At 54.7% G+C, this 24887-nt stretch carries 21 protein-coding genes; 10 read left to right on the forward strand and 11 right to left on the reverse strand.

Translation table 11 applies throughout. The annotated features are described in order from the left end of the window. The first annotated feature begins 58 nt into the window (after positions 1–58). Positions 59–1894 (forward strand): AAA family ATPase, encoded by a 1836-nt coding sequence (locus BST81_RS19155; RefSeq protein ID WP_075600114.1) that lies wholly within the window; start codon positions 59–61, stop codon positions 1892–1894. 26 nt (positions 1895–1920) lie between these two features. Here BST81_RS19155 and cbiD read toward each other — a convergent pair whose 3' ends face one another. After that, positions 1921–3003, reverse strand: coding sequence for a cobalt-precorrin-5B (C(1))-methyltransferase CbiD (cbiD, locus tag BST81_RS19160; RefSeq protein WP_075600115.1), 1083 nt, complete (start codon positions 3001–3003; stop codon positions 1921–1923). A gap of 200 nt (positions 3004–3203) precedes the next feature. Here cbiD and BST81_RS19165 point away from each other — a divergent pair, with 200 nt between their 5' ends. Further along, on the forward strand, positions 3204–4712 hold the full coding sequence (locus tag BST81_RS19165; protein WP_075600116.1) for a glycosyltransferase family 2 protein: 1509 nt from the start codon (positions 3204–3206) through the stop codon (positions 4710–4712). 266 nt (positions 4713–4978) lie between these two features. After that, the gene (locus tag BST81_RS29290; RefSeq protein WP_075600117.1) at positions 4979–5407 is read left to right on the forward strand and encodes a Uma2 family endonuclease; all 429 of its coding nucleotides are present in this window, start codon (positions 4979–4981) and stop codon (positions 5405–5407) included. On the opposite strand, the gene BST81_RS19175 is transcribed toward BST81_RS29290, so the two are convergent. Next, on the reverse strand, positions 5355–6809 hold the full coding sequence (locus BST81_RS19175; protein WP_075600118.1) for a 1-acyl-sn-glycerol-3-phosphate acyltransferase: 1455 nt from the start codon (positions 6807–6809) through the stop codon (positions 5355–5357). The two genes, BST81_RS29290 and BST81_RS19175, sit on opposite strands and share 53 nt — an antisense overlap. A gap of 74 nt (positions 6810–6883) precedes the next feature. On the opposite strand from BST81_RS19175, the gene BST81_RS19180 reads away from it, so the two are divergent. Beyond that, complete coding sequence (locus BST81_RS19180) at positions 6884–7756, forward strand: S-methyl-5'-thioadenosine phosphorylase (protein WP_075600119.1); 873 nt, start codon at positions 6884–6886, stop codon at positions 7754–7756. A gap of 233 nt (positions 7757–7989) precedes the next feature. Here the strand turns inward: BST81_RS19180 and BST81_RS19185 are convergent, their stop codons facing one another. Both BST81_RS19185 and BST81_RS19190 read right to left on the reverse strand, forming a co-directional pair. Then, on the reverse strand, positions 7990–9189 hold the full coding sequence (locus BST81_RS19185) for a tetratricopeptide repeat protein (protein WP_075600120.1): 1200 nt from the start codon (positions 9187–9189) through the stop codon (positions 7990–7992). 181 nt (positions 9190–9370) lie between these two features. Then, complete coding sequence (locus BST81_RS19190; protein ID WP_075600121.1) at positions 9371–10477, reverse strand: two-component regulator propeller domain-containing protein; 1107 nt, start codon at positions 10475–10477, stop codon at positions 9371–9373. Between the two features lie 394 nt (positions 10478–10871). On the opposite strand from BST81_RS19190, the gene BST81_RS19195 reads away from it, so the two are divergent. The 3 genes from BST81_RS19195 to BST81_RS19205 all read left to right on the forward strand — a co-directional run bounded on the left by BST81_RS19195 (position 10872) and on the right by BST81_RS19205 (position 13251). Next, positions 10872–12299: a form I ribulose bisphosphate carboxylase large subunit gene (locus tag BST81_RS19195; protein ID WP_075600122.1), complete on the forward strand. Its 1428-nt coding sequence runs from the start codon at positions 10872–10874 to the stop codon at positions 12297–12299. 90 nt (positions 12300–12389) lie between these two features. Next, complete coding sequence (locus BST81_RS19200; RefSeq protein WP_075600123.1) at positions 12390–12821, forward strand: chaperonin family protein RbcX; 432 nt, start codon at positions 12390–12392, stop codon at positions 12819–12821. 94 nt (positions 12822–12915) lie between these two features. After that, the gene (locus tag BST81_RS19205; protein WP_075600124.1) at positions 12916–13251 is read left to right on the forward strand and encodes a ribulose bisphosphate carboxylase small subunit; all 336 of its coding nucleotides are present in this window, start codon (positions 12916–12918) and stop codon (positions 13249–13251) included. Between the two features lie 101 nt (positions 13252–13352). On the opposite strand, the gene BST81_RS19210 is transcribed toward BST81_RS19205, so the two are convergent. After that, positions 13353–14453: a hypothetical protein gene (locus tag BST81_RS19210; protein WP_075600125.1), complete on the reverse strand. Its 1101-nt coding sequence runs from the start codon at positions 14451–14453 to the stop codon at positions 13353–13355. A 188-nt stretch (positions 14454–14641) separates the two neighbouring features. Here BST81_RS19210 and BST81_RS19215 point away from each other — a divergent pair, with 188 nt between their 5' ends. From BST81_RS19215 to BST81_RS19225, 3 genes are read left to right on the forward strand one after another with little or no spacing between them, the layout of a single operon-like run. Beyond that, positions 14642–15946, forward strand: coding sequence for a glutamate-5-semialdehyde dehydrogenase (locus BST81_RS19215; RefSeq protein WP_075600126.1), 1305 nt, complete (start codon positions 14642–14644; stop codon positions 15944–15946). Beyond that, a complete protein-coding gene (gene folB, locus BST81_RS19220; protein WP_075600127.1) occupies positions 15946–16314 on the forward strand; it encodes a dihydroneopterin aldolase in 369 nt (122 codons plus the stop codon). Before BST81_RS19215 ends, folB begins: the two co-directional genes overlap by 1 nt. Beyond that, positions 16311–16700 (forward strand): surface-adhesin E family protein, encoded by a 390-nt coding sequence (locus tag BST81_RS19225; protein WP_075600128.1) that lies wholly within the window; start codon positions 16311–16313, stop codon positions 16698–16700. The genes folB and BST81_RS19225 overlap by 4 nt, the downstream gene beginning before the upstream one ends. A 67-nt stretch (positions 16701–16767) precedes the next feature. Here BST81_RS19225 and BST81_RS19230 read toward each other — a convergent pair whose 3' ends face one another. From BST81_RS19230 to BST81_RS19255, 6 genes are all read right to left on the reverse strand, one after another. Further along, positions 16768–17433: a MotA/TolQ/ExbB proton channel family protein gene (locus tag BST81_RS19230; RefSeq protein ID WP_075600129.1), complete on the reverse strand. Its 666-nt coding sequence runs from the start codon at positions 17431–17433 to the stop codon at positions 16768–16770. A 101-nt stretch (positions 17434–17534) separates the two neighbouring features. Next, the gene (map, locus tag BST81_RS19235) at positions 17535–18359 is read right to left on the reverse strand and encodes a type I methionyl aminopeptidase (RefSeq protein WP_075600185.1); all 825 of its coding nucleotides are present in this window, start codon (positions 18357–18359) and stop codon (positions 17535–17537) included. Positions 18360–18489: 130 nt separating this feature from the next. Continuing rightward, on the reverse strand, positions 18490–20100 hold the full coding sequence (locus BST81_RS19240; RefSeq protein WP_075600130.1) for an ATP-dependent DNA ligase: 1611 nt from the start codon (positions 20098–20100) through the stop codon (positions 18490–18492). A gap of 45 nt (positions 20101–20145) precedes the next feature. Further along, positions 20146–21276, reverse strand: a complete 1131-nt coding sequence (locus BST81_RS19245) for a CO2 hydration protein (protein ID WP_075600131.1) — start codon at positions 21274–21276, stop codon at positions 20146–20148. Between the two features lie 3 nt (positions 21277–21279). Continuing rightward, a complete protein-coding gene (locus BST81_RS19250) occupies positions 21280–22818 on the reverse strand; it encodes an NADH-quinone oxidoreductase subunit M (protein ID WP_075600132.1) in 1539 nt (512 codons plus the stop codon). A 14-nt stretch (positions 22819–22832) separates the two neighbouring features. Continuing rightward, a complete protein-coding gene (locus BST81_RS19255; RefSeq protein WP_075600133.1) occupies positions 22833–24665 on the reverse strand; it encodes an NAD(P)H-quinone oxidoreductase subunit F in 1833 nt (610 codons plus the stop codon). Between the last annotated feature and the right edge of the window lie 222 nt (positions 24666–24887).

Consider the following 24887-nt stretch of genomic DNA (forward strand, 5'->3'; position numbering starts at 1 on the left):
ATCTGGGTTCGTGATGGCCCCTCGCTATACTGGCTATTAGGGATATGCGGTGGCCTGAATGGATAATCTGTTCAAAGGTTTCGAGCAATTGCTGGAAATCGCCAAGGCTTTGGAAGAGAAAGCGGAAAAAGGCGAACTCAAAACTGATGTTCACATTAATTCCCGGAGCTTTAGCAGTATTCCTCAGCAAGGAAATATACCAGGTGGCATAGGGAGCAGCCGAATACAGTCCCCCCCATCTGGACCTGAAGGCAAAACTGATCCCGATCCAGCGGTGATCATCACTCCCTCTCCGGCTGAGGGCAATCCAGAGGCCCAATCCTTGCGAGATGTGGGAGGGTTGGGTGAGGTTCTGAAAGAGTTGCGAGAGCTGGTCGAAATTCCGCTCAAGCGCCCAGATTTACTGAAACGGCTAGGTCTGGAGCCCACGAAGGGTGTTTTGTTGGTGGGGCCACCTGGAACAGGAAAAACCCTGACAGCCCGTGCCCTGGCTGAGGAGTTGGGAGCAAACTACATCGCGATCGTTGGCCCAGAAGTGATGGGCAAGTACTATGGCGAAGCGGAGGCCCGCTTACGCGGTGTGTTTGAAAAAGCAGCAAAATCAGCTCCCTGCCTGATCTTTATTGATGAAATTGACAGCCTGGCCCCCGATCGCAGCAAGGTGGAGGGAGAGGTTGAAAAACGCCTGGTAGCCCAACTGTTGGGCCTGATGGATGGGTTTGCCAGAGTTGATGGAGTGATTGTGCTGGCGGCGACCAACCGCCCCGATCACCTCGACCCAGCCCTGCGCCGTCCGGGGCGGTTTGACCGGGAAGTGCAGTTTCGGGTTCCCGATCGGGAGGGGCGTCTGGAGATCCTCAAGATTCTGACCCGGGCCATGCCCCTGGAAGCCTCCGTTGATCTGGGGATCATTGCCGATCTGGGGGTGGGGTTGGTGGGGGCTGATCTGAAATCGGTCTGCCAGAAAGCTGCCTATTCTGCCCTGCGTCGCCAGGTGCCTTCCCTGAGCGATCCCATTCCCGAAACCATGACCATCCACCAGCAGGATTTTCTCCAGGCAATCAAAGCCGTGAAGCCTGCTGTGTTGCGATCGGTGGAAATCGAAACTCCAACCGTGGCCTGGGGCGAAATTGGCGGATTGGAGGAGATTAAGCGCATCCTGCAGGAATCGGTTGAAGGGGCATTGCTCTATCCCGAACTATATCAGCGCACGGGGGCTCAAGCGCCCCGTGGCATTCTCCTCTGGGGACCAGCCGGGACAGGAAAAACCCTGCTGGCCAAGGCTGTGGCTTCCCAGGCCAGGGCCAACTTCATTGCCGTCAATGGTCCAGAACTGATGAGCCGATGGGTGGGAGCAGCAGAACAGGCTGTGCGGGACCTGTTTACGAAAGCCCGTCAGGCTGCGCCCTGCGTCGTCTTTGTTGACGAAATCGATACCCTGGCCCCGGCTCGGGGTAAGTTCAGTGGGGAGTCGGGGGTCAGCGATCGAGTCGTGGGGCAATTGTTGACCGAACTGGACGGGATGCAGGGATGCCCCAATGTGCTGCTGGTGGGGGCAACCAACCGTCCTGAAGCCCTGGATCCGGCTTTGCTGAGGGCTGGACGATTGGATTTACAATTGAAGGTCGATCTGCCCGATCGGGCAGGGCGTTTGGCAATTCTCCAGGTTCACAACCAGGATCGTCCCCTGGCCGGGGTCAGCCTGGAAGATTGGGCCACGACCACGGATGGGTGGAACGGAGCGGACCTGGCCCTGTTGAGCAATCAGGCTGCCCTGGAAGCTATCCGCCGCTATCGGGCCACTGGGCAAACGGATCCCCATCAGATCCAGATCACCGCTGCAGATTTCGCAACGGCTCACCAGACCCTGACCAGCCAGTTTCGATCGGCCTGAGCATTCGACCAGCCTTGAATCTCCCCTCAGGGCTGGTCATTGGGAGCCTGGGACAAGGTGGCCCCATGGCGAACGATAATCTCCCCTCGCCGATCGAAGAGAATCACCCCCACGCTCAGGGCGGTATCGGCATACTTTTTGACATAGGCTTCCGATCGCTGCTGAATTTTTGCTGCCATATGTTGGAAAACCGGTTTGGCCAGATGGAGTTGGACCAGGTGTTGATAGGCTGCATCCGCCGTTTCCGCCTGCAAAACCTGCTGTACAGCAACTAAATCGCCACCCATCTGAGCCACCGCCGCAGCGATCGTCTCCAGCCTGCCATCGGCCAGATGGCTGGAGGTATTGAAGATGCCGCTAGCCAGTTTAATGAGCTTACCCTGATATCCGAGTAGGAGTACTGACCTTGCTCCCCGCAGGCCCGCCTCCACCAGAAGTGCCCCCAGCCAATTGCTCGTTTGCACGATCGTGGATTCTGGAATTCTGAGTCGCTGGGCCACCTGCAGACCATTCTGACCAATGCAGAACACCAGGTTAGGGGATTGTTTCACCTTTGCCTGCAAATCGATGCGGAATTCTTCCAACTGGTCAGCCGCTGACAGGGGTTGGGAAATACCACTGGTGCCGAGCAGGGCCAGACCTTCCAGAATGCCAAAAGCCTCGTTGGAGGTGCGCCGGGCCAGTTGTCGCCCTTGGGGCAAGATGATTCGCACCGTGACGCTGCGATCGGCAGGAATCAGGGGCAAAAGGTTTGCCTCAAAAAGCTGACGGGCAAAACTGTAAATCGCGGCTTCTCCTGTAGGCAGTTTCCCCAAGCCTTCGCCCCCTTCCAGAATCAGGGGCTGACCCTGCCATGCAGCCAGCTTGACCCAGGCCCAGATCAGCATATTGCGAGTCAGGTCCAGGTTATCGCCGGGATCGCTGAGGGTCATTCCCAGAGCACTGTCGGACTCCAGAGTAGCCAGTTGCTGAATCGGAATCTCGGCGGACTCAGTCGGGAGATCGATCAGCACCGATGCCAACGATTCCTGCGGGGTTTGCAAATGGAGCAGGGCAGCTTTAGCAGCGGCCACGGCGAAAACGGGTAAGGTATAACCAGAACGAACCATAGGGAACAATGAGTATTCATGATCTTCAATCATGCTATAAATACCCATTTAATTTTTGGATGCGTTAAGAACTGGTGCCCTGGCCGGGAATCTGGAATTTCTTAGACCTTGATCCGAGAAAAATCACAGGGTTTTATGTTGCTAATTGCCCATCTTCTTTAAGATATTTAAATATTATTGGTGCTTGAGTAATGTAACCTATGCCGACGAATCTCTGGCCAGACGATGATTCTTACAATCAGTGTGATTCTGTTAGCTCCCTGTTGTCAGACCTCTCTGAGATGGAAGAGGAGCCGGATAATCCCTTCGAGCGAGGGCAGGAAGGCCGCAGACGTAAAGCAGCGGTAGTCCTGACGGTTATTTGGACGGGCACGATCGTGCTACACCTGGTTTCCTGGGGCACTTGGTTTGTGTTGGGCTTGACGACCCTGATGAGCCTGCATGCCCTGCGGGTGATCCTGGCCCGCCCCCTAGTTCCTTCCCAGCCTCTGGCCGACGATGATGATCCGGATCAGTTTCCCTATGTCTCTCTGCTGGTGGCAGCAAAGAATGAAGAAGCGGTGATTGGCAATCTGGTCAGAATGCTCTGTAACCTGGATTACCCGGCCTGCCGTTATGACCTCTGGGTGATTAATGACAACAGCACGGACAGAACCCCTATCCTCTTGGATCAACTGGCGCAGGAGTACGATCGTCTCCATGTCATCCACCGATCGGCCAACGCCACGGGGGGCAAATCGGGAGCGCTGAATCAGGTTTGGCCAATGACCCGGGCGGATATTATTGCGGTGTTTGATGCGGATGCCCGTGTCTCCAGGGATATGCTGCGCCATGTGGTGCCCCTGTTCCAGCGATCGGAAGTGGGCGCAGTTCAAGTGCGTAAGGCGATTCTGCAGGCTGACCCAGAATCCGGTACCGGACTCTCAGGTAATTTCTGGATTCAGGGGCAGATGGCCGAGATGGCGATGGATACCTACTATCAGCAGCAACGGATTGCGATCGGAGGGATTGGAGAACTCCGGGGTAATGGTCAGTTCGTGCGTCGGCAGGCCCTGCAAGACTGTGGGGGCTGGAACGAGCAAACTATTACCGATGACCTGGATTTGACCCTGAGATTGCATCTGAACCAATGGGATATTGATTGTCTGGCGGTGCCAGCCGTCCAGGAAGAGGGAGTGACCACGGTCCTGTCTCTCTGGCATCAACGGAATCGTTGGGCAGAAGGGGGCTACCAGCGTTATCTGGATTACTGGCGTTTGATTCTGACGAATCGGATGGGATTCCGCAAAACCTATGATTTGGCGATGTTCTGGCTGATTCAGTATGGGTTACCCACTGCCGCCATCCCGGATGTCTTGATGGGCCTGCTCCGCAATCGTCTGCCGATCCTGAGTCCGATTACGACTTTGAGTTTGAGCCTGTCGCTGATGTGGACGTTCATGGGGCTGAGACGGGTGCAGCGGTTGGAGAATCGGCTTCGCAAAGAGCGCGGCCAGACCCCCCGATGCATGTCTTTCCCCATGCTAATGATGACCCTGCTGCAGGCTTTGCGCGGAACCTTCTACATGCTCCACTGGGTACCGGTGATGACCAGTACGACTGCCCGAATGGCCGTCCGACCGAAGCGGCTGAAGTGGGTCAAGACGATCCACCATGGAACAGGGGATGTCTGGGTGGATCTGGCGGAGGAAACGGAAAAAACAGCTTAGGAATGAGAATTAAATAACACCGATAAACTTCTGCTTGCCCTCACCCCCCTGCCCCCTCTCCCGGCGGGAGAGGGGGAGGGGTTGGGGGTTGGGGGTGAGGGCTGAAAATCTCGGAGTTATTAAATCCACGATCCTTAATGGTCATTGGTCATCGGATTGATCCCCTCCTGGGAGGGGTGGCCCGCAGGGATGGGGTGGGTTTGGATGGGTCATCGGTGAGCTGGGACATGGTGTTTTGGAGCAGGGCAAGTTAGGGAGCGATCGTCATGATTGCGGTACCGGAAAAACTGCTAACGTTTGAGGAGTTCTTGGACTGGCTACCAGAGAACGATAGGCGGTATGAACTGATTGAAGGGGTCATTGTTGAAATGAAACCCACTGGCTCTCATGCAAGGGTGGCTAGCCTAATTGGGGCCAAGCTGTTTGAGCAGATGATAAAGATGCAGAAGCCCTGGTTTATTCCCATGCCTGCTGCCTTTGTCAAGCCTGATGCTAATCGGGCGGGATACCAACCAGACGTTCTCATCCTGGATGATGAAACGGTCAAGAATGCCCCCTTGTGGGCTGATAGTTCAACAATTTGCCGAGGGGAATCAGCAAAGCTGGTGGTAGAAGTCAGGTGTTCAGTGCCGGAGGTGATACCTAACCCATCATCTTTTCCAGGGCAGTCTGGAGATCCTGGGTCAGGTCACTGACGGCCTGTTTGGCGGCTCTGCGGCTGCTCTGATAAGTTTCCCAGCGATCGGAAACAGAAATGGGCTGGCCCACGGTGATGTGGGCGGATTGTTTCCCCAAGCGAGGCCGTTTGAAGGGACTTTCCCCTTTAATCCGGGCGATCATGTCCCAGATCAGCAGGGTGGTTTCGGCAAAGCGCTCGGCAGTCGGCTTTTCCAGGACATAGCGACCGGTGACGGCAACAAAGCTCTCCACCAGGCGCATGTGCCACATTCTGAGGTTGGCTTCCTCTGCGATGCGATCGGCCAGTCCCCGCTCCAGGGGCGACAGGGCTTCAATGTGCTTGATATCCTCCCGGAAAATGCGGTCCCAACCGGCCTGCTCTAAGCGACGACAGCGATCGATCATGCTGCCTTTAGGCTGGATCTCGAAATACTCCTCGGCGACTCTCAGGGCCGTATTCAGCAGGGCCTGCAGGCGGGCTGTAAACTCCCTCGGATCGGTGCCTTCTCCTTCTGGTGCATTGCCTGGATCGATGGGGGTCGCGGTTCCCCGATAAAACTGGGCATAATGCTGCTCCATCACCGTGAGCAGATGTTCTCCCAGAAGATACAGGCGGGCGTAGAGTCTGGCGATCGAGGGCTGATCGGCAGAGGATGCCTCTCGCATCAGCTTGCGGGTGGTGACACTGAGTTCCGGTGGTGGATTGTCTGGCTGCATTCGGGCCAGACCGGTGTCGGCTTCTAGCTGAGCCAGCAATTTTTCGACCGGTTGCCAGGGGGACTCCACATAGCGGTACTGAATCCAGATCGGCACAATCAACACCGCTTCAGTGCGTCCGGCCTGGTGCAGGTCCTCGGCACACCAGAACCCCATCTGGGCAATTCCCGGCTCCAGGGGACTCATGATTTCGTTGTGGCCGTTGGTGGCTCCTTCGGGGGCAGCGGCGATCGGGAGTTTGCCATTGGCAAAGATATGGCGCACCGATCTCAACCCAGCCCGGTCAATCTTACCTCGGTGGATGGGGGTGCCCCCCAGGCGGGAATAGAGCCAACCCGCTGCTGAACCGGCCCAGAGGGGAATACCCCGATCGTACATAAAGTGGGCATGGACCGGCTGACGCAGACGTACTCCCTGGCGGCGAGCTACCTGGGGCACATGCTGCCAGAGCAGGGAAGCCAGACAGAGGGGGTCATCCGTACTGGGATGGCGGAAGGCCAGCATAAAGCGGGTTTTCCCACTCTGAAACTGACGGTACAGATCAACCAGAATCTCTACCTGGTCTGCTTCGACGTGGGAAATGCCAGCACCAAAATTCATCCAAAACGGGAGCAAAGAACGGGCGACGGTATGAACTGCCGGATTAAAAGCTGGTGGAATAAATTCCAGAGGGGGCTGGACCTGGTTGATGGTGTAAGACAAGGTGAATCACTCCCAACAGAAATGGGCTTTTCCTTGTAGAATAACTTGGCGATCGCAGTTCGGTATCAGAAACCATGGCTCAAGCAAAAATTGGCATTATTGGTGGCAGTGGTCTGTACAGGATGGATGCCCTGAAAGACGTGCAGGAAGTTCAGGTGGAGACTCCCTTTGGCTCCCCTTCGGATGCTCTGATTGTTGGCACACTGGAAGGAACTCCTGTGGCTTTTCTGGCTCGACATGGGCGCAATCATCACCTGCTGCCCTCAGAACTGCCATTCCGGGCCAATATTTACGCCATGAAGAGCCTGGGGGTGGAATACCTGATCTCGGCTTCTGCGGTGGGTTCCCTGAAGGCAGAAGTTAAGCCGCTGGACATGGTGGTGCCGGATCAGTTTATCGATCGTACCAAGGGCCGGATTTCTACCTTTTTTGGGGATGGGATTGTGGCTCACATCGCCTTTGGCGATCCGATCTGCCCACATCTGGCTTCTGTCCTGGGTGATGCGGTGGCGACCCTGAACCTGCCGGAAGTCTCCCTGCATCGGGGCGGCACTTATGTCTGCATGGAAGGACCGGCCTTTTCGACCAAAGCTGAATCCAACCTGTACCGGAGTTGGGGGGCTGACATCATTGGTATGACCAATTTACCGGAGGCTAAACTGGCGCGGGAAGCCGAGATCGCCTATGCGACTCTGGCCCTGGTTACAGACTATGACTGCTGGCACCCGGACCACGATAGCGTCACGGTGGAAATGATCATCTCCAATCTGCACCGCAATGCGGCAAATGCCCAGCAGATTATTCAGGAAACAGTGCGCCGCCTCAGTCAGAATCCACCTGCTTCAGAGGCCCACTCGGCCCTGAAGTACGCGATTCTCACCCCCCTGGATAAGGTATTGCCTGCCACTAAGGAGAAACTTGGCTTGCTGTTGAAGAAGTACCTGTAATCTGCAGGGCATTCTTCCTGGTACGGAGAGCAGAGTTAAAGGGTCGCAGTGAATGCTCTAACCTTTGGCTTTGCTGAATGCAAATATGAATTACCCTCATCCCCGACCCTTCTCCCGCAGGAGAAGGGAGCTAAAACTCTTGTTCCCTCTCCTTTGGGAGAGGGCTAGGGTGAGGGCTGCATAAGGCTCAAGCACGAAAATCATCCTTCTATTCAGCAACGCCTAACCTTTCTTTAAGCCAATTGGGCAAATTCAGGCATATCGCGCCAGGGATCGAACACCCCATCAGTCTTGAGCATCTCCCGACCTCGATCGGGGTTGATCTGGAGAGCCTGCTGCAGCGCCTGGAACATGGCCTCTGGTTCTTCCTGCAGGGCATGGCAGCGGGCTTTGCCAAACCAGGCCAGGTAGAAATCTGGCTTGAGCTGGAGGGCTTGATCGTGGGCATTGATGGCGGCCTCGTACTGCTGCAACTTCGTCAGGCTTACCCCCAGACTGAACCAGATCTCTGAGGAGTCGGGCCGCAACTGCACCGCCCGATCGTAGGACTGGATGGCCTCTTCATGGCGTTGCAATTTGGCTAAAGCCGCTCCTTTGCTGAACCAGGCCCGGGCATTATCCGGCTCAATTTGAATCGCTTTTTCGTGGGAGGTCAGGGCTTCTTCAAACCGATTCTCAAAGTAAAAGGCCCGACCCTGTTCTACATAATCTGTCGCCGTCAAGAACACCTGAGGGTTAACGGATTTGAGCCGCTCTAGCTGGCTGGTCAGTTCCTGGATCTTCTGTTGCAGGTCTGGCGCGATCGTGTCCCGCACAGGCGAGGGAGTGATCTCGGCCAGTTTGCGAATGATCTGGTCCTTTTCTTGTTGGGCATCTGTATAAAGTCGCTGCAACTGGGAAAGCTGAGCCACAAACTCAGCCTTGAGCTGCTCGACTTCCCGGCTGAAGGTCTTCGCCTGTTTCTTTAACTCTGCCGCAACCTCTTCCTCCAGGCGCTTTTCCACCTCTACCTGCAATTGCTTGTTGGTTTCGGCCACAATCTGGCTGATAACACTGCGGCGGAGAAACCAGATGCCCATCGTGGCCAGAATTGGAAATGAGGTCAACAGGGCAATCAAAACATTCAGCAGGGCAGTGGTATGGCTAAAGGCCCGGTCTACCTCAATTTGAATCTGTTCCCGAATGGCAATGCTTTTTTCCAGATCTTCCTCGACTAACCGCTGGAGTTGCTTATCTTCCTGGAGTTGTTGCAGTTTCTCCAGAAAAAAATTGCCCCCGGACGGTGTGGCCCTGACCTCACTGGGGGTGACCGGTGGGGGAGAGGTGGTCTGGGCTGTAGCCCCAGATGGGAAGCCAAGCAGTATCCCCAGGACGATCGCCAGAACCAGACCGTGACCAAGCAAGTCCCTGAGCCAACCCTGTTGGTGTTTCATCCGTGCTCCTCAACCCTACACAAGCTTCAGCAGAGGAAACCTCCCGGAACAACCCCAAACTAGGTATAGGGTATATAGGGCCTATACATGGAAGTCTGCAAGGTCTTCCCAAGTGGAAGCAGTCCTAGATTGACTGTAATAGAGGACGGTAAAAAATACCACGCGACGCCAGGCCTGATGATCAGTACACCTGGCCTGCAGGTCGTTTGAAGGTCAGGTGAGATCGGGCTCGTCCAGTACGGGTGTTAACCCAGGCCAGCCCTTCATCGGTCCCAACCCAGAACTTCCCTCCCGTATCGGGCGAGAGGCTCAGAATTCGGCTAGAGGGCAGATCCGTGACCTGGCTGACGATCGCTCCATTGTAATGATTCAACAGAAATAGCCCATTGCTGGTCCCCACCCAGAGCCGATCGCCCGCATCGAACCGAATGGCTGTAACGTTGCGTCCCTTCATCTGGGTGACTGAGCGGACCACGGTCCCGGTTTTGGGATTGACCTCCAGCAGATTATTGGGGGTGCCGACCCAGAGGGAACCCCGTCGATCCACTGCCAGGGCCTGAACGGTGATGCCAGGGACATTGGTGATCTTGCGCATGACCAGGGCACTGGCCGTATTAATCTGCACCAACCCTTCCAGAGTCCCAACCCACAGGTTGCCCAGGGCATCCAGGGTCAGCACATCAGCACTGACGCCGGGAAGATTCTCAAAAGTTGTCATAATCAGGCCCTGGTCTGGACTGATCAGAGTCAATCCCCGATCGCTCCCCACCCACAGGTAGCCCCGTCGGTCTACCAGCAGGGAAAGGATGTGATTGGAGGGAAGACTGAAGTTTTGTGTCGTGACCTCGTTGCTGCGGGGGTCAACGCGGGCCAGTCCTTCGTAGGTCCCCACCCAGAGGCGGTGGGAGCGGTCCATGGCCAAGGCCCCGATCGTGGGATTGGGGAGATTCACCCGGGTCAGAATTTGTCCGGTGGTGGCATTAATCTCGGCCAGTCCCTGCCAGGAGCCGACCCACAGGGTGCCGGTGCGATCGGCCTGGAGCGCACTAACCCGGTAGTCCTCCGTGGGTTTGCGCTCTCCCGGTTGGGAAGGTTTAGCTGGCAGGGTGGGAGGATAAATGGGCGTGTCGGGCTTGCGAGTTGGGGTCTCCTGGGCGAGAGCAGGGTTGCCAGCGAAATTGAGCCAATGTTCAGGCATGACAACGACCCCTGAACTCACCACCATGGCAACGACACCCACCTGGGTTAAAAATGGTAATCGTGTCCGTGTCCGGATAGTCCTCCCCATAGGGCTTCCCTAATCTCCTCACAGAATTGCATCCCAGAGTCTAACCTCTCTGAAGCAAATTGGCGGAAATCTTTGCTGCCTGTAAATAATCTGGGTTTTTCTTAGATCTCTGACTTCTTTGAGAAGTTGGAGATCTAAAGCATTTAATTTATCTACATGAATAAGTGATTAATTGCTCTATTGGATGTGAATTAAAATAAGTGAACCTTATAGTTGGCTGAAGAATATTTAAAGTTCTACTTATCGGTTTTCCTGATATGCTTTGTAGCAAGTTGATTGTAAGGCGCAAGGCCGATTGTAGTGTGCCTTCTGGCAACTTTCAGACTCAATCATAGGAGTGATCAATTCCTGAGTCTGCAATTAAACAAATTGAATGATTTCTAGGAAGGGAAAGATGTCTTACGCTCAAACAAAAACCTCCGGCAAGGGTTATAAGGCCGGGGTTCAGGACTACAGGTTAACGTACTACACTCCAGACTATACTCCCAAGGATACAGATGTTCTGGCAGCTTTCCGGGTCACGCCTCAGCCCGGGGTGCCTTTTGAGGAAGCCGCTGCTGCTGTAGCCGCTGAATCCTCAACCGGAACCTGGACGACTGTGTGGACGGACCTGTTGACCGACCTCGATCGTTACAAAGGTCGGTGCTATGACATCGAACCCGTTCCCGGTGAAGACAACCAGTTCATTGCTTACATTGCTTACCCCCTCGACCTGTTCGAGGAAGGGTCTGTGACTAACCTTCTGACCTCTCTGGTTGGTAACGTGTTTGGTTTCAAAGCTCTGAAAGCACTCCGCCTGGAAGACCTGCGGATTCCCGTTGCTTACCTGAAGACCTTCCAGGGGCCTCCCCACGGGATCCAGGTAGAGCGGGACAAGATTAACAAGTATGGCCGCCCTCTGCTGGGTTGCACCATCAAACCCAAACTGGGTCTGTCTGCCAAGAACTATGGTCGCGCTGTTTACGAATGTCTGCGGGGCGGTCTAGACTTCACCAAGGACGACGAAAACATCAACTCCCAGCCCTTCCAGCGCTGGCGCGATCGGTTCCTGTTTGTAGCCGATGCCATTAAGAAGTCCCAGGCTGAAACCGGTGAAATCAAGGGTCACTACCTGAACGTCACCGCCCCCACCTGCGAAGAAATGCTGAAGCGGGCTGAGTTCGCGAAAGAACTGGAAATGCCCATCATCATGCATGACTTCTTGACCGCTGGTTTTACGGCTAACACCTCTCTGGCTCACTGGTGCCGGGATAACGGTCTGCTGCTTCACATCCACCGGGCCATGCACGCCGTGATTGACCGTCAGAAGAACCACGGGATTCACTTCCGCGTTTTGGCTAAGTGTCTGCGGATGTCTGGAGGTGATCACATCCACACCGGTACAGTTGTGGGCAAGCTGGAAGGGGACAAGGCCATTACCCTCGGTTTCGTCGATCTGCTGCGGGAGAACTACGTTGAGCAAGACAAGACCAAAGGAATCTACTTCACTCAGGACTGGGCTTCCATGCCTGGTGTGATGGCGGTTGCTTCCGGTGGTATCCACGTTTGGCATATGCCCGCACTCGTGGAAATCTTTGGGGATGATTCCGTGCTGCAGTTTGGTGGAGGTACCCTGGGTCACCCTTGGGGTAACGCCCCAGGGGCAACGGCTAACCGGGTGGCTCTGGAAGCTTGCGTCCAGGCCCGGAACGAAGGTCGCGACCTGATGCGTGAAGGCGGCGACATCATCCGTGAAGCTTGCAAGTGGAGCCCTGAGCTGGCTGTTGCTTGTGAACTCTGGAAGGAAATCAAGTTCGAGTTTGAAGCGGTTGATACCGTCTGATGAAAGGGTGAAGGATGACGAATGAAGGATGGGGTTATAATTCATCCTTCATTCCCTCCTCATTCCTCTTTTCAGGAAGGCTGGTGTCAAATGGACTTGAAACAGATTGCGAAGGACACAGCCAAAACGCTGATCAGCTATCTGACTTATCAGGCTGTTCGGATGGTTCTTGCCCAGTTGTATGAAACCAATCCTCCCTTGAGTCTCTGGTTTAGCCGGTTTTCCTCAAAGGATAGGATTCAGGATGGCGACGCTTATCTTGAGGCTCTTTTGCAAGAGAATCAAGAGCTGGCCTTCCGAATCATGACGGTGAGAGAACATCTGGCCCAGGAAGTAGTGGATTTTTTGCCAGAGATGGTCTGTACGGGGATTCAGCAATCCAATATGGAACATCGCAGGCAGCACCTGGAAAGAATTACACAGCTCGAACTCCCTGACATGTCTCCGGATGGTCCGGCCATCCCTGAACATTCAACCCGGGATTCTGCGGATAGTTCAGATCAGCCCTCTGATGAGCCTTAAGTGACTGGCGATGCATGATTCAGTTTTGTGGCTGAGGACGATCGCTGGAAGACTGATTCCAACTTGTAGTGTTTAGAACCATACAAAGACGACCATGAAGACTTTACCGAAAGAGCGCCGTTACGAAACCCTCTCCTACCTGCCCCCTCTGACTGATGCTCAGATTGTCCGGCAGATCCAGTACATTCTCAGCCAGGGTTATATTCCTGCAGTTGAGTTCAATGAAAACTCTGAACCAACGGTTTACTACTGGACTTTGTGGAAGCTGCCCCTGTTCAGCGCTTCTTCTCCCCAGGAAGTACTCAACGAAGTTCAGGCTTGCCGCTCTGAGTACTCCAACTGTTTCATCCGCGTTGTGGGTTTTGACAACGTGAAGCAGTGTCAGGTACTGAGCTTTATCGTGCACAAGCCCGGTAACTTCCGGTATTAGAAACCTGTTTGAACAGGGTGAGTCTGCTTACCCTGTCCGTCTGTGAGCCATCCAGGGGCGAGGTTACCTCGTCCCTGTTTTTTTCTCCTTGTTGCTTTTAACTAAAGTTTGGTCAGGTGCAGCGGGGACTCGGAGGAAAAGCGCCGATCGCTGAGAAGACTCTCGGGCAGAGACACCTGGCTGGACACCGGTAGAGTATTCCGGTTGTCGGTATCCTGAAGCATAGTTTCACCTGGATTGGTAGGCTGGCTCGAAGTCGTGATTTCCGCTCCCGTCGCTTCCAGCAGCAGATCATCTGAGATTTCAGTCGATGTGGCACTAATCATGATCGTCGGCATATTTTTAGGATCGACGATAGGAATCTGCCGGGGGTCAATCTGCTGGGCATCCTCGATAGCTGGCGGGGTAGTCATCCTGGCCGGTCTTGGCTCCGCAGCAGGCAAGGTCGATGGGGTGGTGGAGTCCATTCTGTCTGCCGACCCTCTGATCGGCAGTGGGGAAGATTCTCGCACAACCTCGGTTGCAGACCTGGTAGGGCTGGCAGAGGTTTGGGTCGGTTCAGCATCCTTTGTTTCAGCCGGAGCCACGGGCGAGAGAACCGCCGCACTTTTTTCTGCTGGAGACAATGGCGACAAGGCAGGGGAATTTTCTGCCCGCTCAGAAACCGTCATTGCTGCTGGGGTAGCCGTAACGATCGGAATCGGTTCCGCGATCGGCTTTTGTTTGATCTGACTCAATAAAATCTGTCCCTTAGAGGGAGCCAGGGGCAGGGGCAAGGACTCCGATGGAACGGGCTGTGACCTGATCGGAACTGCGGCGGCAGAGGGCACAGAACTGGGTCGGGTAAATTCCTTCTCCACATAAGCCAGAAGTCGATCGGCTCTGGAATCTGCCCTTGGAGGCTGGGCTGTCAGGGCAGTCTCCAACGGCCCGACAGGAGTTGCCTGGGCAATCTCTCTCTGAGTCGGTATAAAATCAGGGGCTGAGTCTGTCTCAGGAGAAACTATGGAGGCCGGGGCTTCCGTCCCTGAAGGCAGAGAATCTGGCTCCAAAGTCTCGCTCCCTGGGGGTACAGCTTGGTCAAGACTCCGATCGACGGTCTGAGAGGCCGCCGGGGCCGCCAGGATTCCAGTCAGCGTCAGGCCAGCAGAACAGAAAGCTGTCGCCTGTAACCCTCTTAAGAGAAGCGTTGTCCGATTCATGATGAATCCTCCCTGCTTATCGCTTATCCCTATTCAAGGTGCGATCAATCTGTTCAGGAGGGTTTAACAGGAGTTTGCACAGCAAAGCAGTCGGGAGCCAGAATAACTTTCGACTTCTGACCTCCGACTTCCCATCGTTCAGTCCTATGGCTACTGTAAAATCGAGAAACAGATTCCCCCATGGCACCATGACCGCTTCTCAGACTGCTGTTCCTCCCCTGATTGAGATCGCCCGTCAGACCCGGCAGGCCGCCCGTCATCTGGCTGTTCTACCCACTGAAGCCAGAAACCGGGCGATCGAGGGCATCGCTGAGGCTCTGGAGGCAGCAACTCCAGACATCCTGGCCGCCAATGCCGCAGATTGTCAGGCCGCCCAGGCAGAAGGCATCAATCCAGCCCTGTATGCCCGGCTGAAGCTGGATGAAAACAAACTGCGGGCCGCGATCGCGGGGGTGCGGGATGTGGGTCGGCTAGCTGATCCGATCGGGGCAGTGCAAATTCAGCGAGAACTCGACATAGGGTTGATTTTAAAGCGCATCACCTGCCCGCTGGGGGTGCTGGGAATTATTTTTGAAGCCCGCCCTGATGCGGTCATCCAGATCTCCTCTCTGGCCATTAAATCGGGGAATGCTGTGATCTTAAAAGGGGGGCGGGAAGCCCTGCGTTCCTGCGAAACCCTGGTCCAGACAATTCATCAGGGTCTGGACCAAGCAGGGATTGATCCGGCAGTGGTGCAGTTATTGACCACCCGGGAGGAAACCCTGGCCCTGCTCAAGCTGGATCACTATGTCGATCTGATCATTCCTCGCGGCTCTAACAGTTTTGTCCGCTTTGTCCAGGACAATACCCGGATTCCCGTCCTGGGCCACGCCGATGGACTCTGCCATCTCTATGTGGATGCCGCTGCCAATCTGGATCAGGCGGTGGCGATCGCTGTGGATGCCAAAACCCAGTATCCGGCAGCCTGCAATGCGATCGAAACCCTACTGGTGCATCGCGCCATTGCGCCCACGTTTTTGCCCCAGGTGGCCACGGCCCTGCAGGCTCAAAATGTAACCCTGCGGGGGGACGATCTCACCTGCCGAATCCTAAATATTGCCGCAGCCACCGAGACAGATTGGGCAACGGAATACAGCGATCTCCTGCTCTCGATCAAGGTGGTTGAGTCCCTAGAGGCTGCGATCGACCATATCCACACCTATGGCTCCCGGCATACAGAGGCGATCGTGACCGAGGACGTTGCGACCGCAGCAACTTTCCTGGCCCAGGTGGATGCGGCGGGCGTCTATCACAACTGCTCCACCCGATTCGCCGATGGGTTCCGCTACGGCTTTGGGGCAGAAGTAGGGATTAGTACACAGAAAATGCCCCCTCGCGGACCCGTAGGATTGGAGGGACTGGTGACCTATAAATATCAGCTTGTGGGGCAGGGCCAGATTGCCGCCACCTATACTGGTCCTGAGGCCAAACCCTTCACCCATCGAGATCTGTGATGGATTGCATTCGTCTGACCGGCATTCGTTGCTACGGGTACAGCGGTGCCCTGCCAGAAGAACAAGTTTTGGGCCAGTGGTTTGAAGTGGATCTGGCCCTTTGGAAGGATCTAACCCAGGCTGGTCGGAGCGATCGCCTGGAACATACCCTTGACTATCGCCAGATTATTGCGATCGTGCGACACATTATCACCACTGAGAAATTTGCCCTGATTGAGCGATTAGCTACCGTCATTGTGGAACAGATTCTGGAACTGGAGTCGGTTGAACAGGTCGGTATCCGATTGACGAAAGTAGCCGCTCCCATTCCCGACTTCACGGGCCAGGTTTCGATCGAACTGACCCGTCAGCGAGGCTATCTGCCGTGAAACTGGCTCTGCTCTTACTGACCAGCTTCCTGCTCACCTGTCCCCTGGCAGCCCAGGCAGAAAATTGGGTCTGGGTGGATGAATCCACTGATGGCACCCGCATCTATGTGGATCAGGACTCGATCCGGCGACAGGGCCGATTCGTCTGGTACTGGGACTTGCTGCGGCGCAAAGTACCCGATGCGGCAGGGGCCCTATCTACCCGCACCTATCGATCGGCAGAGTGTAATATCGGCACGATCCGGAACCGGAAAGTCCTGAAATACGATCGCAACCATCAACTGCTCCGTTCGCAAACCCATGGCGATCGGGGTCCCCTATTCAAGGTTGAACCCAATTCTCTGGCTTACGCTGCCCTCCAGTTCGCCTGCGATACCCAAACCTAATCGCATGAATAGACCTGACATCCACCTATTCAGCCCTCAGGGAGATAACTGGGAGCAACCCGGTTCCCTAATCTCGGACTACAGTACTCTTCACAGGACCATTCTCAGCTCGACGCTGCAAATCCTGACGATACAACAGCTCCAGATCATTGCCAGCCTTCCGAAAGACTTTAACCTGGGTAAACAGGAAGCCCTGAAACAAACGATAGAAAGCAAGGCTCACGATCGCCACAATCAACCCACTGGCTGTGCTGATCAGGGCTTCCCCAATTCCAGTTGTCACCCCAGCAGTGGAAGTGGTTGCCAGATCACCCAGCCGGATCGATTTCAGTGAGATGATCAGCCCTACCACAGTCCCCAATAGTCCCAACAGGGGAGACAGGGCTATCACAGCCTCCAGAATTTTATCCCCCCGTTTCATGGAGGTTAATTCATCATCAGCAGCCGCTTCTAAAGCCAGCTTAAACAGCTCCGGATCTGGATTACGCAGCTTTAGAGGCGCATGAAGAAACCGACCGATCGGCTGATTGCTAGCCAAACGAGCCATATCGGTTGCTGCTTCCCAGTCTTGCTGAGCCGAATCCAGAATCCGGTTGACGATCTCCCGTTCATTCATCAGGATGCTGACCCAGAACCACAACCGTTCGATAATGGTGCTCAGAGACAGGATCGATAGCAGCAATAGGGGCCACATCGCTACCCCACCCTTGGCAAACAATTCTGTGATCGACACGTTTCTCCTTTCCTCCCTACCGTCCTCACGCCAAAGCCAGCAAAATTACCTTCACCAGTCTAGGGCATTTTAATTCTAATGGTTCAGGGGAAACAGTCTGCTCAAACCTTCGATCGATCGGTCAGAATCTCATACCCAGTTTCGGTAACCAGCACCGTATGCTCAAACTGCGCCGAGAGGGAATTATCCACCGTCACGATCGTCCACTGATCCGCCAGTTTGCGTGTCACTTTGGACCCTGCATTCAGAATGGGCTCGATCGCCAGGGTCATCCCCGCCTTCAACCGCACATTCGGGAGCTGGTAAGTCCGGGCATTGAAGACAGAAGGTTCTTCATGCAGATTTCGCCCCACCCCATGGCCCGTGTAATCTTCCACCACCACAAAGCCATTGGCCTCCACATAGTCCTGCACGGCTGCGGCGATGTCCATCAGGCAGTTGCCAGCCTTGACCTGATCAATCCCTTTGTAAAGGGCTGCTTCGGCAACCCGCATCAGTTTGTCAGCTTTGGGCGAAACCTTGCCAACTGCGATCGTCACGCAGGAATCTCCATGAAAGCCTTTGAAATAAGCGCCCGTATCCACTTTGAGCAGATCGCCACTACGAATCATTTTTCTGGGGCTGGGGATGCCATGCACAACTTCATTGTTGATACAGGCGCAGATCGAAGCAGGAAAGCCGTGATAGCCTTTGAAGCTGGGCGTGGCTCCCAGATCGCGAATGCGCTTTTCGGCATAGGCATCCAGATCCGCTGTGGTCATCCCAGGTTCTACCATCTGGGTAATTTCTTTCAACACGGTCGCCACGATCGTTGCGGCCTGCCGCATAATCTCAATCTCTTGCTGAGATTTAATCTCAATGCCGCGATGGGGTCTGACTTGAGGAGATTGAATCGCTTTCGGGAGCAAATTGGAGAGGATGTTCATAAGCGTTTGGGAGGTCTCCGTCCGATCGGTGCCAATGGATCTTCCATTTATTCTAATCCCATCGGGCATTGGAGGCATTGCCTGCAACACCTGTACGAGGTGTAGATCAAATCCCCTCCTGGGAGGGGATTTATTTTCTGATTTCCAGGAGCGCAAAGGCGGCCTGAAGGGTATCGGCCTCTGCGGCAGATTTATCTTTGCACCAACGCAGAATCCGAGGCTGGCGAACGGCAAGGCCAGATTTGTGACGGTTCGATCGGGCAATTCCTTCAAAGGCAATCTCAAAGACCTGCAGGGGTTCTACGGCGCGGACAGGACCAAATTTTTCCAGTGTATGCTGGCGAATCCAGCGGTCCAGTTCTTCCAATTCCCAGGAGTTCAAACCCACATCAGTCCGGGCAAAAGGGATCAGATCGTTACCCTGCCAGAGCGCAAAGGTATACTCTGGCAGTCGGTGAGGCTGGTTCCCGCTGTTGGCCTGAGCATAGAGGAGGACTGCATCCAGGGTCAGGGGATTGACCTTATATTTCCACCACTTGCCCCGCTGCCGACCCACCCCATAGGGGCTATCCAGGGCTTTGAGCATCAGCCCTTCGGCACCCTGTTCCCGCGATCGCGATCGTAGGTCTTCCAATTCTACAAAGGTGGTAAAACTCAATGTCGGGGACAGGCTGATCCGGTCCGTCGGCAAAGCGGATAAGAGGGCTACCAGAGCCTGCCGCCGATCGGCCAGGGGCAGTTCCCGGATGTCCTGTCCATGCTGTTCCAGCAGATCATAAGCCAGAAAATGGATGGGGGTTTCGGTGATCATCTTCCGGGTCACTTTTTTTCGACCCAGACGCTTCTGCAGGTCGTTAACGTTCATGGGACGCTGTCCATCCCAGGACACAATCTCCCCATCCAGCACCATCCCATCTGGGAGGACTGATGCTTGATCGACAAGTTCCGGGAACTGGTGGGTGATCAGCACCTCTTGCCGCGACCAAAGGAAGACCTGGCCTGCCCGCCGGATTAACTGTGCCCGAATCCCATCCCATTTCCACTCCACCTGCCATTGGGATGGGATTTCAGCCTGAAAGAAAGCATCTGCTTCTAAAGGAAAGGCCAGAAAAAAAGGATAGGGCTGGGAGGGTACTATCTCCAGATTTTGGACCTGGATCAGGTGCTGGAAAACCTCGATCGAGGGGTCAAAGTCTTCCATGAGGCGATGGGCAACCTCTGATTCTGGCAGTCCGTACTCTGCACCCAGAGCTTGAATCACCAGTTTTTCAGCCCCCTCCACCCGCAAAGCTCCAGTCAGAATTTTATTCAGGACAAAAACCTCTGAGGGCGTCAGGGACGCCCACCAGGACAGTACTCGATCGTGGCGTTCCGTTGCTGATAGCCTGTCCTTCAGCCCAGGGATGATCCGTTCCATCCACTCAGACAGGGATGGGGTGATGGAGGGCTGCGGGGAAATCCCGCTCTCCGCTAGGAGAAGGGAAATCACCTCAACCCCATCACCCACCTGGGCCAAACAAGCCTCAAACAGCCATGGGGCTAGCTGAGATTTTTTGAGGAAAATAGCCCTGAGTTCTTTGACAGGAACCAGCCGTTTTCGCGCTTTTCCCAAAAGCAAGGACAAAGCCCAGACTATATTGGCAGGCTCTTCCTGCCGGAAATACTGCTGCAAAGCCCTGACCTTGTTGCCGGTTGAGGTTGGAGCATCAAGCGCCTGAAAGAGGAGCGTGAATCGTTTCATCGAGATACCTGAGCCGATCGAGCCACCCTGCACCAGCGCGATCGATCAGGAATTCGCAGCAGCAATGCAGGAGGTTTTCAGCCGATCCATCCAGCCTTCCAGATAGGCCCGATTCGCTTTCTGTTCCGCCGGATCCGTGGTATCCAGTGGATGGGGCATTAATCCTTTGATCGCCGCTGTGGTCACACAGAACATCGACTTTTGGAAGCTGATACAAATTTTCACCCGCAGATCGTCCTCACCCCGCAACCCCCCACGGTAAATCTCATGCAAATAGTCCGGCAAAAAGTGCCGCATATCCTGCATCAGCAAGGTTGGGGGCACGCCTGCGCCACCGATCGGCAGCGGATCGGCATATAGGGCTCCATAGGTAAACCGCTCCTGGTCAAAGGGAATCTGGTTCGCCTGGGCATTGTAGGAAACCGTCCCAAAGAATGGAGTGCCCCGGAAAAAGACCGCTTCCACATAGGGAACCGCCACATCCATCAAAAATGTCATCCCATAGGATGCCGGGATAATGTCGTAGGACTTGCCCCCCAGGGTGACTGCATAGGTAATGGGTGTGCTAGCCGCATCCACCAGACCCTTCTGAACGTGGGCCACCACATCTGCGATCGAGCGGATTTTGCCCGCATCATAGTCATCAGACAGGGTCAGGAAAATTACACTCATGATTCGCCAGAACTGGCCCAGGGCACTGTAGCAAACAAGCTGGCGCACCTGCTCAGGCAGAAATTCCGGGAACAGCTTATGTAACATTTGCATCAAAGGATTGCCTTTGATTTTGGCCTGGATAGCAGCCTCAGATTGGGTTTTGAACTCATCGGAGTCGAGGAAAGTGTCCAACCCGCCGGTGCCATGCCAGAGCATCACCCGCATACAATACTCGGCATATTCAAAGTTGATGCGATCGTGCCACCAGTGCCGCAGGAGCTTATCCAGGGTGATTTCCCCATTGAAATATTTAAAGAAGGGAAACAGGAGCAAAAACTGGTGATCCGCGACATAAACCAGGTTTTGCCAGTAGGCATCTAGGACAATCCCATAACTTTTGAGGATGCCCACCACTTCTTTTAAATTGGTTTCTGACTCCCTTAACAACGCACCACCAGACTCCAGGCGATGAACATATTCAGCCAGGGGATGGGTTGAGGGTGGTCGAACAGTACTAACCATAACTCAAGGCTCCTCGGAAGAAAATGCTTGCAAACGGATTGGGGGAGAGAGTACTGCCGGATGGGCGGAACCAACTGTGATCGCTGGAATCTGGGGGGTCAGGGCTGTTGTCGTCGTCTCGCTCCAGTGGGTCAACCAACCTGGTTGTAATCCCAGTAGGGCAACCAGCACCGTCAGAATGAAGGCCGGAACCCGATCGCCCCAGGACACCGGCGGCAAGTTCATGGCTCGGGGGGAAAGGCGACCAAAGAAAGCCCGGTTGACCAGCAATAGGAAATAAACCGCCGTCAGACCCGTTCCCACCATGCAAAGTAAAGTCTGGACGGGGAAAATCGGAAACCCACCCCGAAAAATTAGAAACTCAGAAATAAATCCCACCATGCCGGGAATCCCTGCACTGGCCATAACCCCAACCACCATCATGCTCCCAATTAGGGGCAGCCCTCGCTCCGGATTCAGCAGCCCCTGCAATTCATCCAGATCACGGCTACCCGCCTTCTGATAAACCACCCCAACCAGAAGGAATAGCAGGGCCGAGATCAGACCATGGCTGATCATCTGAAACACCGCTCCCATAATACTCAGGGGGGTTGCCGCAGCCACAGCCAGAAGAATATAGCCCATGTGACCGATCGAACTATAGGCCACCATCTTTTTCATATCTTTCTGAGCAATAGCGGTCAGAGCCCCATACAGAACACTGAGCACAGCCCAGGTTGCCAACCAGGGAGCCAACACCTGCCAGGCTTCTGGAAACAACCCCAAGCCAAATCGCAAAAGACCATAGGTACCCAACTTCAGCAGCACCCCGGCCAATAAAACCGAGATCGGGGTAGAGGCTTCCACATGGGCATCGGGCAACCAGGTATGAAAGGGAACCAGCGGAATTTTGATGCCAAATCCAATCAGCAGGGCAGCCAGCAGAATCAACTGCTGGGCCACGGGCAGGGCCTGCGCCAGCAGGGGGTCATACTTAAAGTCATAGGCCCCGCTCAACCAGGTCAACCCCAGGAAGGCCGCCAGAACCAGCACTCCTGACAAAGCAGTGTAAAGCAGGAACTTGGTCGCCGCATAGCCTCGTCGAGCTCCGCCCCAGATGGCAATCAGCAGATAGAGGGGAATTAGTTCCAACTCATAGAAGATAAAAAACAGGAGCAAATTCTGGGCCAGAAATGCCCCTGCTACAGCAGCATTGAGCATCAGCATCAGGCTGTAGTAGAGACGAGGGCGGTTCACTGAGCTATCGGTACTGCAGATAGCAATCAGGGTCAACAGGCTATTCAGGACCACCAGCGGCAAGGACAGCCCATCCACACTGAGCTGATAGGTCAATCCCAGGGCATCAATCCAGGGCAACTGCTCCCCAAATTGCCAACTGATATTGCTGACATCGAACTGGATGCCGAGGGCGATCGTGATCACCAGGGTTACCGTTGTCAAAATGGCAGCCAGAAGTCGAGATCTTTTTTCAATCAAAGTTCCAGGCCAGAAGGCAATCAGGACAGCCCCCAAAATGGGGATCCAAATCAGACCGCTTAACATGATTTCCTTCTCCCCTACCAAATAAACCAGGTCATCAACATGCCCAGAAGGCCAACACCAATCAGAATCGTGAGCAGATAAGCCTGGGATTGACCCGACGCACTGTAGCGCAGCCCCTCACCACTCAAGATCGACGCCAGCCCAACCAGATTCACCGCTCCATCCACAACATAGCGATCAAACCAGGCCGCCAAGCGAGACAGCCCGCCGACTGTGAACACCACTGTCAGGCGGTAGAACCGATCGACATAAAAATCGTAGGCCAGCAAATCCTGAAGAAAGCGGAGGGAAATCTGCATGGGTCGAGACCAGTTACGTCGCAGGCCAATAGCGCTTCCCATGCCACAACCCACCACCCCCGACAAGACCACCAGCAGCAGCGCAGGCTTATTCAGATATTCCCAGTCAGGCAGCAGTTCCAGGCGCTGCAGCATCAGGGGAACCAGCAGGGTCACAATCGTCAGGGAGACCATCGGCACGGCCATTGGCCAGGGCACTTCTGGAGCCCGCCGCGTTTTAGGTTGGGGCTGCCCCAGAAAAGCCAGACGGAAAACTCGGGTCAGATTAATGGCAGTCAGCCCATTCACCAGCAACAACACGGCAATCAGCAGGGGTTGGTTCCAAAAATCATCAATACCCAAGCGCAGAGCCCAAAAGCCACCCAGGGGTAGAAGCCCCACCAGACCCGCAGCCCCCACGACAAAAGCAGTCGTTGTCGCAGGCATCCGGGACCACAGCCCTCCCATTTCTGTCAGGTTCTGATTATTCGTGGTGTAAATCACCCCGCCAATGCTCATGAATAGCAGAGCCTTGGAAATCGCATGGGCAAATAGAATCATCAGGGCAAAACCGGTCCACTGGGTGCCCACTGCAATGAACACCAGCCCCAGGTAGGCACTGGTGGAATGGGAGAGGGCACGCTTGATATCAATCTGAGCAATGGCTACCAGAGAAGCACCGATCGCAGTCATCGCCCCCAAGGCAATCAGGGCGATGGAGGCTACCGGGGAGAGGATCAGAATCGGCTGCAACTTAATCAAGATGTAAGCGCCACAGGCCACCACCACAGAGTTCCGCAAAATCGAAGCTGGGTTAGGCCCCTCCATCGCCTCATCCAACCACAGGTGCAGGGGAAACTGGGCGCATTTCCCGATCGGACCAGCAATCAGGGCCAGCCCCAGCAACGTAGACACCAGCGGTGAGAGGGTCGCGGTCTCAGTCCATTCGTACAGATCTGGAAAGTTCAGACTACCAGCCATGGTAGCCAGAGCTACCACCCCCATGAGCAACAACACGTCTCCAACCCGTTTCGTCAGGAAGGCATCCCGGGCTGCAGTCACAACCAGGGGCTGAGCATACCAGAACCCCACCAGCAAATAGGTAGACAGGGTCAGGATTTCCAGTAAGGCATAGCTCAGAAATAGGGAGTCACTGATAGCCAGACCGCCCATCGCTCCTTCAAAAAAACCCATCAGACCGAAGAAGCGAGCCAAGGCCCAATCCTTCTCCATATATCCCAAAGCAAAGAGTTGCGCCAAAAGACTCAAACTGTTAACCAGCTCCATTGCTGCCGTACTGACAGAGGAAATATTCAACGCAAAAGTCAGGTCCAGATCGGCCACTTTCAACCAATGAATCAGGATCTGTTGGGCTTCCTGGTCCAGGGTAGCCCGAAACAAAATTAGCCCATGGATCAAGGCCACAACAGTCATAAACAAGTTGAAATAGGCAGCTGGACGCGGCCCAGTCCGCCGGATCGTACCGGCGGACCAGGGCAAGGTGAGAATCGCCCCTAATAATCCATAGAAGGGAATCCACCAGCTACTTTGCAGGAGAAACTGGTTCATTGAAATAACCTATAGATAATGGTTTTAGTGATGAGCTTTAGCAAGGACTGGTGCAGGTTCAGGGTCGAACAACCGGCGCAAAGCCCCTGCAAATAAAGCAATATTAGCCTGAGTAAAAGCTTTTTATTAACTTTCGTTTAGTTTACCGCCAAAACGACTCCAGCGCTAGGCTGTTGAAGCTTTCCAGAGCGGCCAAAAGCCGTTTTAAAGCATAAAATTAAT

This window comes from Leptolyngbya sp. 'hensonii' (assembly GCF_001939115.1).
GTDB lineage: Bacteria > Cyanobacteriota > Cyanobacteriia.